The sequence below is a fragment of the Candidatus Cloacimonadaceae bacterium genome (assembly GCA_030693415.1).
GTDB lineage: Bacteria > Cloacimonadota > Cloacimonadia > Cloacimonadales > Cloacimonadaceae > JAUYAR01.
Map to the genome: position 1 here is coordinate 1 of JAUYAR010000102.1, position 17,204 is coordinate 17,204.

13 protein-coding genes are annotated in these 17,204 nt (G+C 45.6%); 11 read left to right on the forward strand and 2 right to left on the reverse strand.

Annotation, left to right across the window (positions count from 1 at the left end):
* Window positions 1-286 precede the first annotated feature (286 nt).
* The 3 genes from Q8M98_06250 (at window position 287) to ileS (ending at window position 4,525) form a co-directional block, all read left to right on the forward strand.
* Window positions 287-790: a hypothetical protein gene (locus Q8M98_06250; protein ID MDP3114363.1), complete on the forward strand. Its 504-nt coding sequence runs from the start codon at window positions 287-289 to the stop codon at window positions 788-790.
* A 151-nt stretch (window positions 791-941) separates the two neighbouring features.
* Entirely contained in the window at window positions 942-1,304 is a 363-nt protein-coding gene (locus tag Q8M98_06255) for a hypothetical protein (protein ID MDP3114364.1), read from the forward strand.
* A gap of 86 nt (window positions 1,305-1,390) precedes the next feature.
* Complete coding sequence (gene ileS / locus Q8M98_06260) at window positions 1,391-4,525, forward strand: isoleucine--tRNA ligase (GenBank protein ID MDP3114365.1); 3,135 nt, start codon at window positions 1,391-1,393, stop codon at window positions 4,523-4,525.
* Here the strand turns inward: ileS and Q8M98_06265 are convergent.
* Window positions 4,503-4,778: a hypothetical protein gene (locus tag Q8M98_06265; GenBank protein MDP3114366.1), complete on the reverse strand. Its 276-nt coding sequence runs from the start codon at window positions 4,776-4,778 to the stop codon at window positions 4,503-4,505. The genes ileS and Q8M98_06265 overlap by 23 nt on opposite strands.
* 21 nt (window positions 4,779-4,799) lie before the next feature.
* Between Q8M98_06265 and Q8M98_06270 the strand changes: the two genes are divergently transcribed.
* The 8 genes from Q8M98_06270 (at window position 4,800) to Q8M98_06305 (ending at window position 16,562) form a co-directional block, all read left to right on the forward strand.
* A complete protein-coding gene (locus Q8M98_06270; GenBank protein ID MDP3114367.1) occupies window positions 4,800-6,605 on the forward strand; it encodes an SUMF1/EgtB/PvdO family nonheme iron enzyme in 1,806 nt (601 codons plus the stop codon).
* A 231-nt stretch (window positions 6,606-6,836) separates the two neighbouring features.
* Complete coding sequence (locus Q8M98_06275; GenBank protein MDP3114368.1) at window positions 6,837-7,682, forward strand: nitroreductase family protein; 846 nt, start codon at window positions 6,837-6,839, stop codon at window positions 7,680-7,682.
* 453 nt (window positions 7,683-8,135) lie between these two features.
* On the forward strand, window positions 8,136-9,698 hold the full coding sequence (locus tag Q8M98_06280; GenBank protein ID MDP3114369.1) for a class I SAM-dependent DNA methyltransferase: 1,563 nt from the start codon (window positions 8,136-8,138) through the stop codon (window positions 9,696-9,698).
* Entirely contained in the window at window positions 9,688-10,896 is a 1,209-nt protein-coding gene (locus Q8M98_06285) for a restriction endonuclease subunit S (GenBank protein MDP3114370.1), read from the forward strand. Before Q8M98_06280 ends, Q8M98_06285 begins: the two co-directional genes overlap by 11 nt.
* Before the next feature lie 16 nt (window positions 10,897-10,912).
* On the forward strand, window positions 10,913-11,923 hold the full coding sequence (locus Q8M98_06290; protein ID MDP3114371.1) for a DUF3644 domain-containing protein: 1,011 nt from the start codon (window positions 10,913-10,915) through the stop codon (window positions 11,921-11,923).
* Window positions 11,920-15,003: a type I restriction endonuclease subunit R gene (locus Q8M98_06295; GenBank protein ID MDP3114372.1), complete on the forward strand. Its 3,084-nt coding sequence runs from the start codon at window positions 11,920-11,922 to the stop codon at window positions 15,001-15,003. Before Q8M98_06290 ends, Q8M98_06295 begins: the two co-directional genes overlap by 4 nt.
* Before the next feature lie 219 nt (window positions 15,004-15,222).
* Window positions 15,223-15,825 carry a hypothetical protein gene (locus Q8M98_06300; GenBank protein MDP3114373.1) on the forward strand — a complete coding sequence of 201 codons (603 nt, stop codon included), beginning with the start codon at window positions 15,223-15,225 and terminating at the stop codon, window positions 15,823-15,825.
* A 35-nt stretch (window positions 15,826-15,860) separates the two neighbouring features.
* Window positions 15,861-16,562, forward strand: coding sequence for a hypothetical protein (locus Q8M98_06305; GenBank protein MDP3114374.1), 702 nt, complete (start codon window positions 15,861-15,863; stop codon window positions 16,560-16,562).
* 18 nt (window positions 16,563-16,580) lie between these two features.
* On the opposite strand, the gene Q8M98_06310 is transcribed toward Q8M98_06305, so the two are convergent.
* Window positions 16,581-17,117 (reverse strand): hypothetical protein, encoded by a 537-nt coding sequence (locus Q8M98_06310; GenBank protein MDP3114375.1) that lies wholly within the window; start codon window positions 17,115-17,117, stop codon window positions 16,581-16,583.
* Between the last annotated feature and the right edge of the window lie 87 nt (window positions 17,118-17,204).

Sequence of the window (17,204 nt, forward strand, 5' to 3'; positions counted from 1 at the left end):
TTTCGCGTTGCTTATTGCCACTTTGGTTGCGATTATTGTAGTTATTCAGGCTCATTTTGAAATGCTGTTGCCCAAACTGGCAACTACTAACCCAAACTCGCAGGCAGAGCAAATTCATAAAAATTGAGTTTTTTCCAGGGAGTCTGATTAATGCAAAGGGAATTTGCGAAAACAACCGGATTTTTTACCAGAGGTCATCAGCTAATGAATGTTATACTTCGGCAAAATAGAGCCAAGTTTCCAATAAAACTTGACAGTAAAGCCCTTTTGGAAGAGCTTGTAAGCTATGAAGAAATCCCGTTTGTATTCCTGTGAATTGAAACGCTACCGCCAGGTGACGCCTTCCCTGTGCGCGGTTTGTCCGCGCGTCCTGAAGTGCCGTTCCTTCCTGGCGTGGCATCGTGTGTTTCGCAGCGACTACCTGGATTTCGTGCTCGATATATGCAAAAAATTCCCGGATAAATACATAATGGAGGTATCCTTCATGGCAGAGAAACAAACCTTCGTCCAAATCGTGGACCTGACCAGCGGAGCCATCGAACGCGTGGTCAATCTCGCCGAAATTGAAGCAATGAGTGCAGAGGAAAAACTCGCGCTCTCCCGCAACAAAACGCTATTTGTAGTCACCCACCGCCTGGAACCGATCGTGCGCGTGGAACTGAGAAAATCGTTGATCACGGAGCCGATGATCTTTGCTGCCGCAAGCACGGACAAACCAATCGAATCACCGATCAAAGAGATCACCAAAGACCCCCTCGAGGCGCCAAAAGACAAAACTAAAAAGAAATAACGCAAAGTCTCGAACGGCTTCGGGATACCGAGCCCGAAAAAAAACCTTTTACAGAAAAGCACGCTTGAAAATAATGGCTTTCTGATCAAAAGAATTGTATGGAAAAGGCTGCCCCGAAAGGGTGGAGCTGAGCATATCCAAAGGAGATATTATGTTTAAACTTGATGAAATACACTTGGAAGCGGCACAACTGATTGCCGCCAAACATCGTGTGAAAAAGAGCTGCGGCAATTGTTATGATCGCGGCTGGATCGGCGTGTCCGAACAAAATCTCCTCGTTCTCTGCACCCGCTGCGTGGATATGGAGAAAGCGGTGGATGACTGGAAAACTTATGTGACCGAACACGACGACCTCAAAGAACATTTCAGCGAACTCTTTGAAGAAAAACACGTGGAAGAGGAAGAGACAGATCACGTCCTGCCCCCAGCCCACGAGCACAGAAAAGACCATCTCAAATCCCGGGACAGCTTTGTGCCCGGTCAAAAACGCATGGGCAGAACCAAAAAGATCTGATCTCACGCTAAAACTGAACTGCTACCTTAGTGTTTCCGCCCAGCGATCTGCGGAATAGCGAGCAACAAACTTAAAGATAAGAAGATATGTATAAAACAATCGAATTGAAAGAAAGCGCCGGCAATCTGGAACGGCGCGTTCGAGCCTATTGGAGAAAGCACGATCTTGCCCAAAAAAGCATTGATTTTCGCGAGGGCAAACCGCAATTTGTCTTTTATGAAGGACCTCCCACCGCCAACGGCAAGCCCGGCATCCACCATGTGATGTCGCGCACCCTCAAGGACGTCGCCTGCCGCTACAAAACGATGACCGGTTTTCAGGTCAAACGCAAAGCCGGTTGGGATACGCACGGTCTGCCGGTGGAGATCGAAGTGGAAAAGCATCTCGGGCTTGAGGACAAACGCGGCATCGAAGAATATGGCATCGAAAAGTTTTGCCGCGAATGCCGCAATTCGGTCTTCAGCTATGAAAAGCTCTGGCGCGAAATGACCGAACTGATGGGATATTGGCTCGATCTGGACAATCCATACATCACTCTTTCAAACGATTATATCGAATCCGTGTGGTGGATTCTGAACAATTTCTTCGAGCGCGATCTGATCTATAAAGCGCATAAGATCGTGCCCTATTGCCCAAGCTGCGGAACTCCGCTATCTTCTCACGAAGTGGCGCAAGGCTATCGGGACGTGGAAGACCCCTCTGTCTTTGTCCGTTTCAAGGCATCCGACGAAGAGAATCTCTATTATCTGGCATGGACGACCACGCCCTGGACGCTGATCTCAAACGTCGCGCTGGCGGTGCATCCGGATGAAATCTATGTGAAAGTGCTGCATCACGAACAAAACCTGATCCTCGCCAAAGCGCGTCTCGAAGTGCTGGAAGGGGATTATCAGATAATCCGAGAGTTTCCGGGAAGCGAGCTTGAACTTCGTCCCTATCAGCCGCTTTTCACCTTTGTCGAGACGGATAAAAACGCTTGGTACGTCTGTCTGGCGGATTACGTCAGCATGAGCGACGGCACCGGAATCGTGCATACCGCTCCCGCTTTTGGGCAGGACGACTATAGCTTGGGCTTGAAATACGATCTGCCCTTCATCCAGCCTGTGGATTCCGAAGGTAAATTCATCGCCGCGGTCACTCCCTGGGCGGGGCAATTTGTCAAAGCCGCGGACAAGGATATCATTCGTCAGCTTAAAGAACAGGGTGCGCTCTATCGCCGCGCTCAGATCAAACACAGCTATCCACATTGCTGGCGCTGCGATAACATGCTCATCTATTATGCCCGCGAAAGCTGGTATATCCGCACAACGCAGTTCAAACAACAGCTTTTGGACAACAATGCCAGGATCAATTGGTATCCTTCCTTCGTCGGCGAAAAACGCTTTGGCGAATGGCTGGAAAACAACGTGGATTGGGCGCTTTCCCGCGATAGATTCTGGGGAACTCCGCTCAATATCTGGGTCTGCGGAGATTGCGGCAACAAGAAATCCATCGGATCCATCGCCGAACTCACCCAGCTCGGCAAACTCAAAGACGGATCTGCAGTTCCGGAAGACATTGAATTGCACCGTCCATACATCGATGATATCGTGCTTGATTGCGATAAATGCGGCTTCACCATGAACCGCACTCCCGAAGTGATTGATTGCTGGTTTGATAGCGGCGCGATGCCATTCGCGCAGTGGCATTATCCTTTTGAAAATGCAGAAAGGTTTGAGCGCGAGCTCTTTCCCGCGGATTTCATCTCTGAAGGGATCGATCAAACTCGTGGCTGGTTCTATTCCATGCTCACGATTTCCACGCTGCTGAAAGGCGTTTCCAGCTTTAAAAGCTGCCTCGTCAACGACATGATTCTGGATAAAAACGGACAGAAAATGAGCAAATCGCGCGGAAATTCAGTGGATCCGATCCAGCTTATGCTCGATCACGGAGCGGACACGATCAGATGGTTTCTTTTGGAAGTGAGCCCTCCCTGGGTGCCCACCCGCTTTGATGTGGAAGGAGTCCGTGAGATCCAAAGCAAGCTCTTTGGAACGCTCAAAAACGTCTATTCCTTCTATGCGACCTATGCCAATATCGACGGTTTTGATGCCGCAGCTTATCCCCTGGATTGGAAACGGACTTCCGAGATCGATCGCTGGATTGTTTCCCGCCTGCATACCTTGATTGCAGACGTGCGCGGGTGGATGGAACAATATGATTTTACCAAGGTGGTGCGCGCTATTCAGGATTTTGTGATCAACGAAGTTTCCAACTGGTATGTGCGCCGCAGCCGTCGTCGTTTTTGGGTGATGGAACTGACTTCAGACAAGATCGATGCCTACCGCACCCTCAATCAGGTGATGCTGGAAACGGCAAAACTGATGGCACCTTTTTCGCCTTACATGGCGGAGGAGCTATTCCTCAATCTCGGCGGTGGAGAAAGCGTGCATCTTGCCGATTATCCTTCCTCTGAAAAAGAATGCATCGACGCGAAACTGGAAGCCGAAATGCAGATCGTGATCGATCTCGTCTATCTCGGCAGAGCAGCTCGCAACGTATGCCAGATCAAGACCCGCCAACCCCTGCAAAGCATGTATGTGCCTGCAAAATATGAACCTGTCGTGAGGCGTATGTTTGATCTGATCCAGGAGGAAGTCAATATCCGCCAAGTCAACTATGTGGCGGAGGATGAAGATTTTGTCCACTATGACCTGAAACCGGAATTTAAGGTGATGGGTCCCAAATATGGCAAACAGATGAAAGCCATCGCCGCCGTGCTGGCAAACACCAAAGGTCAGGATCTGCTTTCCGCCTTTTCCGCAAAAGGAACATATACGATCACCGTGGATGGCGGGGAGATCGATCTTTCACCGGAAGAAGTCGCCGTGCATATCAGTTCCCGCGAAGGATACGTCTTTGAAAGCATGAAGGAAATGTTTGTGGCATTGGATACCACGCTCACTCCGGAACTTCTGCGTGAAGGATTTGCCCGTGAACTGATCAACAAGATCCAGTATACCCGCAAGGAACAAGGCTTTGAGATCATGGACCGGATCAATATCCTTTGGCAGGCGGATTCCGAGATCAAAGCCGCCATCGCACAGCACGGAGACTATATCTCGTCTGAGACCCTTTGCGATGATCTTTCCGAAAAAGAGGCGGTCGATGAGACGATGCCGGAATATGACATCAATGGAAAGACCGTCCACATGCGGATCACCAGGATAAACCAGCCATGAGAATAGCTCTGCGACGCCATCTGGGGAGGTAGATATCACACGCTTTTGCATCAATTGCGGTGAACCGATACCGGCAAAGGCTAAGTTTTGCGCCTTTTGCGGGGAACACGTTGAACCGCTCGAGCCAATCAAACCTGAGCATCAAGACGCCAATCAGCAACCGGGACAGAGTAGTGATGCGAAGATATTTCCCCCCGCGGAAGAAATCGCCGATCCTGCCATGAATCTCTATGATTCCGGCAGCGTTTTCCATGGATATACCATAATCCGCATGATGAACAAAGATGCCGAAGGCATCAAATACATCGTGGAAAAGGACGGCAAAAAGTATCTGCTCAAGGTCTTCTTCAAGACCAAATTCACCCGACTGGATACGCTTTTTAACCTGCAGATGCGGCTTAAAAACCTGAATAAATTGAACCTTGCCCATACCCCCAAAGTAGTGCAGGTGAACCAAAGCACCGATCCGCCCTACATGGTGGCGGAGTTTGTGACCGGTATGCCTCTGGCACAGATCAAGGCAAGCAAACCGGAAATGCTCACCGAAGAATTTATCCGCACCGTGGGCAGGCAGCTTCTCACTGCTGCGATAGCCATCCGCATGCAGGGTCTCAATATCAGCAACCTCGCCCTGACCGGAATCATGATCAATGAAACGGGCGATCTGAAGATCCTTTCCTCAGGCATCGCCTATGAAGAGGTCGATGAACGCGAGGACGTCTTCAACATCGGCGTGCTGCTGGCTCAGCTATTATCCCAAAACACGATGTATAAGAGCATCTATAGCCCCGAACGCCTGCAAGAGCAAAAGTTTAACTATATCAGCGGCACAAGCGTCAGCCTGAACAAAGTTTTGGCGGATTGCCTGCACCGTAATATTATGCAAAGATTTAGCTCGCTTTCCAGCATCCTCAGCAATTTTGAAAAACTCCCCCCCGTCATAGAAGACAGCATCTGGACTATCAAGGAAAAAACCGGAGACCTTCTAATGGAAAGCGCCACAGATCTGCCCAAGCCCAAACCCCATATTGAATATGGCTTTTGGATCTTGATCGGAGTGATCCTATCCCTCATCATACTGCTGCTTAGCACCAATCTAGGAAGGATCATCCTCGGCGGTAAAAGCGAGGAATTTAAGTTTGTAAATATTTTCTCAGCGCAGGACAGTGTGCAGACCGTCACCACGGTCAGTAATCCTGGATTTCAAAGAGAGGTAGCCCCGGTCCGCACGGAATACGGATCCTCCAAAACAGGATCCAATATCGCCGCCTCGGATGGCTTTCGCGTCGATCCCAGATTGAACGCCGGGCTCACAGCTCAATCATCAGCTCCGGCTCAGTCCCAACCCGCACGTGCTGCCAAATCCATGCCTGCAACCATGGTCTTTATCGAATCAAATACTTTCGGCTTCGGCAGACTCAAGGAAAACCTCAACCACAACGTCTCCCAGTCCGGGTTTTACATCAGCAAGCATGAACTCACCCAAGGCGAATGGAGCAAATTCATGATGCCTGCAAACGTCAGCACCTCAGGTGATAACCTGCCGGTGGACAATGTCAGTTGGATCAAGACCATCACTTATTGCAACGGACGCAGCCAGTCCGAAGGCTTGGAACCGGCATACAAGATCCGCGGTTCAGGAGCTTCGATGGTTGTGACCTGCGATTTTCGTGCCAATGGCTATCGACTGCCCACCGAAGCGGAATGGGAACTCGCCGCCAAAGCCGGACAGCTTTATAACTACAGTGGATCGGACTTTCCCGAGGACGTTGCCTGGTCGCGTGAAAACAGTGCCGGAAAACTCCGCGCGCCGGGTGGTAAGCTGGCAAATGACAATGGGCTTTATGACATGACCGGGAACGTTTCCGAATGGTGCTGGGATTGGTTTGACGCCATTTACCCGCGAACTTTGCCCACATTCATCAATCCCACGGGTCCCGATACCGGGATTCAAAAGGTCATCCGCGGCGGCAACGTGATGAATGGAGAAGGCAGAAACCTCAATATCATCTGGCGTGAAAAAGGCGATCCCAACCGGGGATATCAATTCGTCGGATTCCGCCTCGTGAGAACTCACTAATATCGCGATAAAGGTGAGCGGGTGAGCGGGGTTTAGAGATGAGAGATGAGATAAGCTGACGCCGACCGAAAGCATTCAACAGTATATTGCTTATTGCTTATTTCTCATCTCTCATCTCTAAACCCCGGATCCACCTTTCCACCTTTCCACCCTTCTCCCCACCAATTCCCATTTGCCATTTCGCCAGATAGGTTTAGACTATTACACAATAATAGCGAATAGGAGGCAACAATGTCCGGTATCGTGTTCATGCAAACGCGCGACCTCACCGGAATGGTGGAGTTTTACGGCGATAAACTGGGGATGGAGCTCTGGTTGGATCAGGGTGGATGCTGCATTATGCAGAGCGGGAATATGCTGCTGGCATTTTGTCAGCGGGACAAGATTGATTCCAGGGGTGTGATCACCTTTTTCTATCCCGATCGGGCTGGGGTGGATGAGATGTATCAAAAGCTGGCGGTATGTGCCAAGGATCGCCCGAAACTGAATCCAGTTTACAATATCTATCATTTTTATGCCAGCGATCCCGAAGGCAGGAAGATCGAATTTCAATGTTTCGAACAGGAAATCAAACCATATCTGACGGCGAAAGAAGCCCTCATCGAGCGTCGCAGCGTGCGCAAATACAAACAAACTCCGGTTTCGGATGCACTGCTGAAAGAGGTGTTTGAGCTCTGTCGCTATTCACCTACGGCGCGAAATATGCAGGCGTATTATTACATCGTAATCAAGGATCGGGAGATTTTGTCCAAGATCGTGGAGTTGCGCGGTTCCGCAGGAGCGCCGATATTGGCAGCGCCTTTTGCAATCGCGGTTTGTGCCAAAGGGGAGCTTTCCAAACGGGTGGTTCAGGATGCATGCATCGCCGCTTACCATTTGCTGTTGGCGGCAAAGACATGCGGGCTGGGAACTTGCTGGGTGACGGATATGGACAACGACGCGGTCAAAGAACTTTTGCAGGTTCCCAAAGAAGACTATATTGCGTGTCTGACCCCGATCGGCTTTCCCGATGAGGAAATCCCGATTCCGCACCGCCATGAAGTGCATCGTTTCGTTCGCCATATCCCTGAAAACTAAGTAAAGAGCAAAATCTTGCCAATATTGTGACAAGGGGGATATAGTGGCGCAAAGAGTTCCCCCGTGACCGCCAATGGCAAACCCACGTAGCCCAAACCAGCGATCCCATATCTAAATATCATTGTTTTTTTGATATTGTGCTGGGAGAGTGCCCCTCATCAGCCCAGTCCTTGTTCAAGCGTCGGACTACGAAAAGCTATTCGATGCCTCGCCTGACCATTGAAAAGAAAGATTTGCTAATGTTTACACTACTAATTGAAACCTCTCGCAAAAACCGTGATTCTTGCGTCAAGCTTCTATAACAATGACCTGTATTCTATGTCTCACATATAGCTACAAGACCTATATAGATGTTAATCCCCACGGTAAACAACAACAGAATTTGTGGTTGACAAATAACCCTTGTGTAATCACTTGTAAAATCAAAATAATATACTAGAGGAGTCAGTAGAAATGGCTAACGGAAACGGTGCAAATGTCGGTTTTGAAAAAGAACTATGGCAAGCAGCAGATGCGCTTCGAAGCAATATGGATGCTGCAGAATACAAGCATATCGTACTGGGATTACTCTTTCTAAAGTACATTTCAGATGCGTTTGAGGAGCAATATCAGAAACTGGATGCTGATAGGGATAAAGGAGCTGATCCAGAGGACCAGGACGAGTACCTTGCCAAAAACGTATTTTGGGTGCCCCAAGATGCACGTTGGTCGTTATTCAAAGCTAATGCTAAGCAGCCGACTATCGGAAAACTGCTTGATGATGCGATGATCGCCATTGAGAAAGATAATCCAGCTCTCAAGGGAGTTTTACCTAAAGACTACGCCCATCCTCGTTTGGATAAACAAAGACTTGGTCAATTGATTGATCTGGTTAGCAATATCGGGCTGGGAGATAAAGAGAATCGTTCCAAAGATATGCTTGGAAGAGTATATGAGTATTTCCTCTCACAATTTGCCAGTGCTGAAGGTAAAAGAGGCGGACAATTCTATACTCCTAGATGTATTGTTAAGCTGCTTGTAGAAATGCTTGCTCCGTATAAAGGACGAATATTTGACCCCGCATGTGGTTCAGGTGGTATGTTTGTCCAGTCAATGGAGTTTGTAAATGCCCATGCTAACGGGAATGGGAACGGTGGTAAAGCCAAGCCAGATATCAGTATTTATGGACAAGAATCAAACCATACTACTTGGCGCTTAGCAAGGATGAATCTGGCTATCAGAGGTATTGACGGAAACCTTGGTAAAGAGCATGCTGATAGTTTTCACAAGGACCTTCATCCTGACCTAAAGGCAGACTTTGTCTTGGCAAATCCCCCTTTTAACGATTCCGACTGGCGGGGAGATCTGTTAAAAGATGACAAACGCTGGAAATACGGAACACCTCCCCCATCTAATGCGAACTTTGCCTGGGTGCAGCACTTTATCCATCACCTTGCTCCAACCGGCATGGCTGGATTCGTTCTCGCCAATGGCTCAATGTCCACAGCTACAACAGCAGAACTGGAAATCAGAAAGAATATCATCAAAGCAGACCTGGTGGATTGCATGGTAGCATTACCCGGTCAACTCTTTTATTCCACGCAGATACCTGTCTGCCTTTGGTTTGTAACCCGAATCAAGAACATTAGCTTGTTCCGTGACCGCCGAGGACAGACTCTCTTTATCGATGCCAGAAAGCTTGGCAGCTTGATTGATAGGGTACATCGTGAGTTAAGTGATGATGACATCAAACAAATTGCTGATACTTACCATGCCTGGCGAGGTGATCCCGATTCAGGGACTTATGAAGATATCCCCGGTTTCTGTAAAAGTGCTACTATTGAAGAGATAAGGGAACATAATCACATCTTAACTCCGGGGAGATATGTCGGGGCTGCCGATATTGAAGAAGATGACGAGCCTTTTGAAGAGAAAATGGCTAAGTTATGCGCTACCTTGAAAGAACAAATGAAAAAGAGTGACGAACTCAATCAGATTATCTGGGAAAATCTGAAGGATATTGGATATGGGGATTGAGACAACAGTAGGGACTTTTTGCCCCTTCATATATGGGAAAGGGCTTCCAGCGGGATCAAGAAATAGCTTTGGGACTATTCCAGTTTATGGTTCCAACGGTATAGTGGGATGGCATGATGTACCTTATACTAAAGGACCTACAGTCGTGATTGGTCGTAAGGGCACTGTTGGAGCTGTTCACTACTCGCCTATCCCTTGTTGGCCTATTGATACTACGTTTTTTATAGAGTATTCTGATCCACAAGATGCACGTTTTACCTACTATTTGTTAAAGACACTGGGGTTGGAGCTTATGAATTCTGATAGTGCTGTTCCAGGGCTTAACCGCGATGCAGCACATTTAAGAAAAATACCTTTGTTTGATAAGACCTATAGGCATGCTATCTCACAAATTCTTGGTGTTTTAGACGAAAAAATCGAAGTAAATCGCCAGATCTGCAAGACTTTGGAGGGCACAGCCCAAGCTATCTTTAAAAGCTGGTTTGTTGATTTTGACCCGGTACTTGCCAAAGCTGCAGGGAAACAACCAGAAGGAATGAATCCAGAGATTGCAGCCCTATTCCCAGATTCATTTGAAGATTCAGAGACAGGACCTATACCGAAATGGTGGAAGTTCAGCCCTTGTTTAAAACATTTGAGTATTATTAGCGGGGGAACACCGAAGACCACTAGACACGAATTATGGGATGGTAACATACCCTGGTATTCTATTGGAGATGCTCCACCGGAACACGGAGTTTTTGTTCTTAAAACTGAGAAAAGCATATCACAAGCCGGTCTTGAATCCTCATCAACAAGGCTTTTGCCTGTCGGAACGACGATAATATCTGCCCGGGGAACAGTTGGCAAATTAGCATTAACAGGTGTTCCCATGACGATGAATCAATCTTGTTATGGTCTTGTGAGTATTTCAGAGACTCCGTTTTGGAGCTACCTTACAATTGCCGATGCAGTAGATACATTAAAGCAACGAACCCATGGATCGGTCTTTGACACTATTACACGAGAAACATTCAACAACCTGAGTGTGATTGATCCCGGCAATTGCCTGAAACAAGTATTTGAGGGAATTGTAAGCCCTTTGATGATGGCGATATGTAACAATGTTGCGATGTCACATAGCTTAGTGTCTATCCGAGATTTTCTTCTGCCTAAATTGATAAGTGGTAAGATACGAATCAATGATGCAGAGAGTTAGTGGAAAGGAGTGTTTGATGCCAAACCAACAAAGAATCCGGCGGATATCATCCATTTCGAATGAACTAGTCACTAAATCCCGAGAGTCAGCTCTTGCAGCAGTTCAAATTTTTAACAGCCCGATGATAACCTTTAAATCTGAAATATACATAGTTTTGATGCATATTGCCTGGACTTATCTACTACATGCGTATTATCGTAAGCATAATATCGAGTACAGATACTTCACTCAAAAGGGAAATAGGCGAGTTTACGATAGAACTAAGAAAACGGTCAAAGGAAAACCAAGAGCGTATAAATACTGGGAACTTGAGAGATGCTTAAACGAGAGTAGTTGTCCATTAGATAAAGACACAATTAACAATCTGCGATTTCTGATTGGGATACGTCATGAAATTGAGCATCAGATGACAACCAGGATAGACTCAACCTTGAGCGCTAAGTTCCAAGCATGTTGCTTGAATTACAATGAGTATGTTAAGGCGTTCTTTGGAGATAAACTCGGCATTGATAAGCATCTTGCATTCAGTCTTCAGTTTACATCAATTTCGCAAGAACAGATCGAAACTTTGCCGACGCCAGACAAAATGCCATCTTATATTCAGTCCTTTATCGAAGGATTCGAGAATCAATTATCTGAGGATGAGTTTAACAGCCCAAAATTTGCCTATCGTGTGCTGTTTGTTGCCAAAACAGCCAATCATAAAGGCCAGGCAGATCAGGTGATCGAGTTTGTTAAATCTGATTCGCCATTAGCTGCTGATGTGAACAGAGCTTATACTGTAATTAAAGAAACGGAGAAACCAAAGTATCGTCCGGGGCAAATCGTCTCAATGATGAAAGAAAAGGGATACAAGCGTTTTGGGATGACTCCACACACGAACTTGTGGAAGGATAAAGAGGCAAAAGATGCAGCCAAAGGATATGGTGTGATGGTTGCAGGAACTTGGTATTGGTACGACAAATGGATTCAAGAAGTATTGCAGCACTGCAAAGAAAATGCTGTAAAGTATGGTAAAACTAAATGAGGGGATTTTTCTCAGAATCAGTCATTGAACAAGCTACTTTAGCTTGGTTAGAAGGGATTAACTACAATATTGCTTTCGGTTTAGACATGGCACCAGATGCGATTGAATCTGAACGAGAAACCTATGGACAAGTTGTTTTAGGTGACCGACTTCATCAGTCACTTCAGGCTTTAAATCCCAGAGTACCTTCTGAGGCTATCGAAGAAGCTTTCAGGAAGTTGATCAAATTGGATTCACCGTCCTTGATCATTAATAACCATACCTTACACAAGTATTTAATTGAGGGAGTTCCTGTTGAATACCCAAGAGAAGATGGCAGTATAGCCGGAGATTACGTCCAAGTAATCGACTTTGAGAATCAGGACAATAACGACTTCCTTGCTGTTAACCAGTTTACAGTCGTGGAAAACAAGATTGAGAGAAGGCCTGACATCGTTCTTTTCGTAAATGGACTGCCACTAGCAGTAATTGAACTTAAGAATGCGGCAGATGCTAAAGCTACTATTTGGACTGCCTATAATCAGTTGCTGACTTACAAAGAGCAAATCCCCTCTCTGTTCAATTACAACGCTGTGCTGATGGTTTCAGATGGCTTACATGCAAGAGTGGGGACATTAACCGCCAGTAAAGAATGGTTTATGCCTTGGAGAACCATTGATGGTGAAGGCTTGGACGACAACCACCTTACTCAGCTACAGGTAGTGATAGAGGGAGTATTCGATAAACAACGATTCCTAGATCTTATCAGGTACTACATAGTTTTTGAGGATATTGGAGCTGGGACACTGATTAAGAAAATGGCAGGATATCATCAGTTTCACGCTGTGAGACACGCAATCCAGTCAACAGTAAGGGCTGCAGGACCTACAGGAGATAAGCGCATTGGTGTTGTTTGGCACACCCAGGGTTCAGGTAAAAGCCTAACTATGGCTTTCTTTACGGGAAGAGTAGTATTGCACAAGGATTTGCAGAATCCAACTATAGTAGTAATTACGGATCGTAATGATTTGGATGATCAGTTGTTTGGCACTTTTTCCCGCTGCCATGAGCTGCTGAGGCAACAACCAGTTCAGGCTCAAAGCAGAGATCACCTTAGGGAGTTGCTAACAACAGCATCCGGGGGTGTGATCTTTACAACTGTGCAAAAGTTCTTCCCCACAGACACTGAAAGGGCTCATCCACTGCTTACCGACAGAAGAAATGTGATCTTGATTGCTGATGAAGCCCATCGCAGCCAATATGATTTCATTGATGGCTTTGCCAGGCACATGCGTGATGCCTTGCCCAATGCCTCTTTTATCGGCTTTACTGGAACTCCAATTGAATTGACTGATGCAAACACCAGGGCTGTTTTCGGTGATTATATCAGCATATATGATATTGAACAAGCTGTCCGGGATGGTTCTACCGTTCCCATCTACTACGAAAGTCGCTTGGCAATGCTTGAACTCGATGAAGCACAAAAACCTACGATTGATGACGAATTTGAAGAAGTTACAGAGAGTGAGGAGTTTGATAGTAAAGAAAAGCTAAAGACTAAATGGGCTACCTTGGAGTCTTTGGTTGGTTCTGAACATCGACTCCAGAAAATTGCAGAAGACCTTGTAAAGCATTTCGAAAACCGGCAGGATGTTCTTGCTGGAAAGGCTATGATAGTTTGTATGAGCCGGCGTATATGCGTAGAACTTTATAAGGCTATCATAGCTCTGAGACCAAACTGGCACAATGATGAAGATGGTCAAGGGACAATTAAAATCGTCATGACTGGCTCTGCCAGTGATCCTGTGGAGTGGCAAAAGCATATCAGAAGTAAAACCAGAAGGGAAGAGCTTGGTAAAAGGTTCAAAGACCCCAGTGACCATTTCCAGATTGCAATAGTAAGAGATATGTGGCTGACTGGCTTTGATGTCCCCTGCCTTCATACGATGTATATTGATAAACCAATGAGGGGACACGGGCTTATGCAAGCTATCGCTCGGGTTAACAGGGTGTATAAGGACAAGCCAGGCGGCCTGATAGTTGATTATATTGGGCTAGCTGAGCAGCTAAAGCAAGCATTATCCAACTACACTGAAAGCGGGGGCAGGGGGCAAACGGCCATTGACCAAAACGAAGCGGTAGCCTTGATGCTGGCGAAATACGAAGTGTGCTGTGATTTGTTTCACGGCTTTAATAGAGATCTTTGGAACACAGGCAATGCCCAAGAAAGACTGTCCCTACTACCTAGAGCTCAGGAACATGTACTTTTACTTGCAGATGGCAAGAATCGTTTTGTGAAGGCTGTTGTTGAACTAACAAAAGCCTATGCTTTATCAGTGCCTCACGAGAAAGCCCTTGAGATAAGCGATGACGTGGCTTTCTTTCAGGCTGTAAAAGCTGCTCTGGTGAAAAGCCAACCAGACAAACAGCGATCACAGGATGAAATCGAGCACGTAATCAGGCAGATCATCTCTAAAGCATTAGTAACTGACGAAGTGATAGATATCTTCTCAGCTGCAGGAATTAAGAAACCGGATATCTCCATTTTATCGGATGAGTTTCTGGCCGATGTGAGGGGCATGGAGCATAAAAATCTTGCAGTTGAGCTATTAAAGAAACTTCTTGATGGCGAAATTAAGTACACTGCTCGCAAGAATGTTGTGATGGCTCGCTCCTTCACAGAGCTTTTAGAGAATGCAATAGCCAAGTATCACAATAGAGCTATTGAGACTATCCAGGTGATTGACGAGCTGATCAAGATAGCAAAAGTCATGCGAGAAGCAAGTAACAGGGGAGAAAAACTCGGGTTATCCGAAGACGAAATTGCTTTTTATGACGCTCTGGGAGTAAATGATAGTGCGGTAGCCGTATTAGGTGATGATCAACTTCGTTTGATTGCTCAGGAAATCGCAAAATCAGTTAGAAACAACGTCAAAATCGATTGGGCTATCCGGGAGAACGTGAGAGCAGAAATGCGAGTGATCGTAAAGCGCATACTACGTAAATATGGGTACCCACCAGATAAGCAAGCTCAGGCTACTGAACTGGTGCTTGAGCAGGCTGAACTCATTTGCAGAGCAGAGGACGAGGATATGTCGTGAAGACCATAGTATTATCCTATCCTTTTATAACTATAACATTCGTAAACAAGGAGTGCTTGTGCTGATTGCAGTTTTTTTAATAATGGCCGTTCTTTTCATTATTGGTTTGATTTATGGATTTGGTAAAAGTAAAGAAAGTCGAAACATTATCAAACTAGTACATGACTACACGAAAGAGAATTGTGAGTTTAACAATCAACCAATGTAAAAGGAGAGATAATGAAAACAATACTGTACTGCGCTATTCTATGCCTTTCGATCGTGGTAAGCAGTTGTTCTGAAAGAAGTAATAAGGGCGATAGAGACAGTTTATCCACTAATGCTGACAGAATAACCGAATCTGTAGATGTTGTAAGCCTTGGATTAGTTACATCCGAAGACGATAATAAGATGATTGGTCAGGATGTTGTTTATAAAAAGGATAACGATACCTTCACTTTGAGCTTCAGGAGAACATTGCCCAAAACTGGTACCGAGAATATTTTATTGATGGTCTTCTATGATAAGATTCCTGTTGAAACACCTGTTTCCTCTTTGGCTATGACATTTTCAGATGGTAATCAGTTTGTCATTGAGTCTGACTTTTTTATGCCATTAAAAACTGGACAATTTGGTAATAAAGCCGGTAAAGATAGCGGGAAGAAGATACAAGGTTTCACAGTTGTTATTGACGATCAGTCAAAGCTAAACTTAAAAAACAGCGATCTATCGACTCTTAAAGCTATTTTTGCTAGTGGAGATCAAATTGAAGTTCCCATAAACAAAAATAATGCACTAAAAATCAAAGAATTCCTGAACACTTCGTTCAAGGTCTATAGATGATCGAATTAAATCAATTCATAATAAAGGTGTTAGCAATGAAATCAGTACTTATCATGGTCTTTGCCTTACTCGTATTAAGCATGTTTGCATTCCCTGTTGATAATCCTGTCATTGGTGAAGAATGGGGTTATCAAAATCCTGATTACGATATAGTGTTAACTAATGGCAGGTTAGCAAATAAAGTGTCAATCGTTTGCGTTGATTCCCTAGCTATGTATATTGAAATTGATACAGAGATATTGCTTAAGATACCAAAGTCACAGGTTGTAAGTATAGATCCTACACTCCCTGAAGGCTATCAATCCTTTGTTTATAGAAACTATGTCGAAGGATATTCAAAATGGAAACCAGATAAGATACGAGTAATTGATCTAAAGCCATCATGTAAGTATATTGTCCGTGCACTTATCAGTGAGATTGATAGCTGCGGGGGAGTATCCGTCAGCATTGATTTGTATAATTTCTCAAAAAACAGATTGAAATATGCTTTGTATACGGTCAAATACTATAATGCAGTCGACGATCTTATAGCAAGCGATATTGGGAATTATTCATCACAAAGATGCAAGGCTACTGGATTTATTGAGCCAGGGACACACGATGGAGGTGTATGGGATGGTTTCTATAACTCAACAGCTCGATCAGTAAAAATATCATCTCTAACACTAACATATTCATCTGGTAACCAAGAGACTTTTCAAAGAAGTGGGACTTCATTACTTCTCATCGAGAACTAGCCATTTCTTGATAAACAGTTAAATCATCATCGTCGTTGTCCTACATTTCCAATGAAACGGTGGGAAGGGAGTGTGGGCTCCTGAGACACCGATAGGCTCATCTTGATTATTATACACTATCTGGTCATTCTTAACCCAAGGCGCTAAGGCTTTGATATACTCTCGGGCATCATCCAGGCTTTTGGACTTGGTATCCAGAGCCATCAGGTTATCCATCACTTCCAGGGCATTGTTTAATGGGTATATCTTATCTTGGGCTGCCAGAGCCCGGCAGATGTCACTGGTGCGGTCATCGAGGATAACTACGAGCTTGTAGTACTTAGCCTGGGCTTTCTGGTATCCTTGCAACCTGCCGAACTCTCGTATTCTCAGTGCTGTGTGTTCTGCTAGCCCTTGCCAGTAATGTGATGATCTGATGGCGAGATCATTGAACTGCTCTTTAAGGGTATCGGCTAACATCTCTTTGGTATATCCCTGCTCGATAGCTGAATAATATGCCGGGATAGAGCCACTTGTTCGCAATTTGAGAGCCAGGCTCTCGGAAAATAGAGCCACTCAATTCGCTGATCAGAGCCACCTTGCCAATTAGCCCCGATATCTGATCATGGATTTATACACCAATCGGTGTAAATACATCCATGG

What these genes read in the sequence shown, in the direction of transcription:
- Q8M98_06250 (MDP3114363.1), top strand. Translation starts at nt 287, where the DNA reads ATGAAGAAATCCCGTTTGTATTCCTGTGAATTGAAACGCTACCGCCAG.
- Q8M98_06255 (MDP3114364.1), top strand. Translation starts at nt 942, where the DNA reads ATGTTTAAACTTGATGAAATACACTTGGAAGCGGCACAACTGATTGCC.
- ileS (MDP3114365.1), top strand. Translation starts at nt 1,391, where the DNA reads ATGTATAAAACAATCGAATTGAAAGAAAGCGCCGGCAATCTGGAACGG.
- Q8M98_06265 (MDP3114366.1), bottom strand. Translation starts at nt 4,778, where the DNA reads ATGGAAAACGCTGCCGGAATCATAGAGATTCATGGCAGGATCGGCGAT.
- Q8M98_06270 (MDP3114367.1), top strand. Translation starts at nt 4,800, where the DNA reads ATGAACAAAGATGCCGAAGGCATCAAATACATCGTGGAAAAGGACGGC.
- Q8M98_06275 (MDP3114368.1), top strand. Translation starts at nt 6,837, where the DNA reads ATGTCCGGTATCGTGTTCATGCAAACGCGCGACCTCACCGGAATGGTG.
- Q8M98_06280 (MDP3114369.1), top strand. Translation starts at nt 8,136, where the DNA reads ATGGCTAACGGAAACGGTGCAAATGTCGGTTTTGAAAAAGAACTATGG.
- Q8M98_06285 (MDP3114370.1), top strand. Translation starts at nt 9,688, where the DNA reads ATGGGGATTGAGACAACAGTAGGGACTTTTTGCCCCTTCATATATGGG.
- Q8M98_06290 (MDP3114371.1), top strand. Translation starts at nt 10,913, where the DNA reads ATGCCAAACCAACAAAGAATCCGGCGGATATCATCCATTTCGAATGAA.
- Q8M98_06295 (MDP3114372.1), top strand. Translation starts at nt 11,920, where the DNA reads ATGAGGGGATTTTTCTCAGAATCAGTCATTGAACAAGCTACTTTAGCT.
- Q8M98_06300 (MDP3114373.1), top strand. Translation starts at nt 15,223, where the DNA reads ATGAAAACAATACTGTACTGCGCTATTCTATGCCTTTCGATCGTGGTA.
- Q8M98_06305 (MDP3114374.1), top strand. Translation starts at nt 15,861, where the DNA reads ATGAAATCAGTACTTATCATGGTCTTTGCCTTACTCGTATTAAGCATG.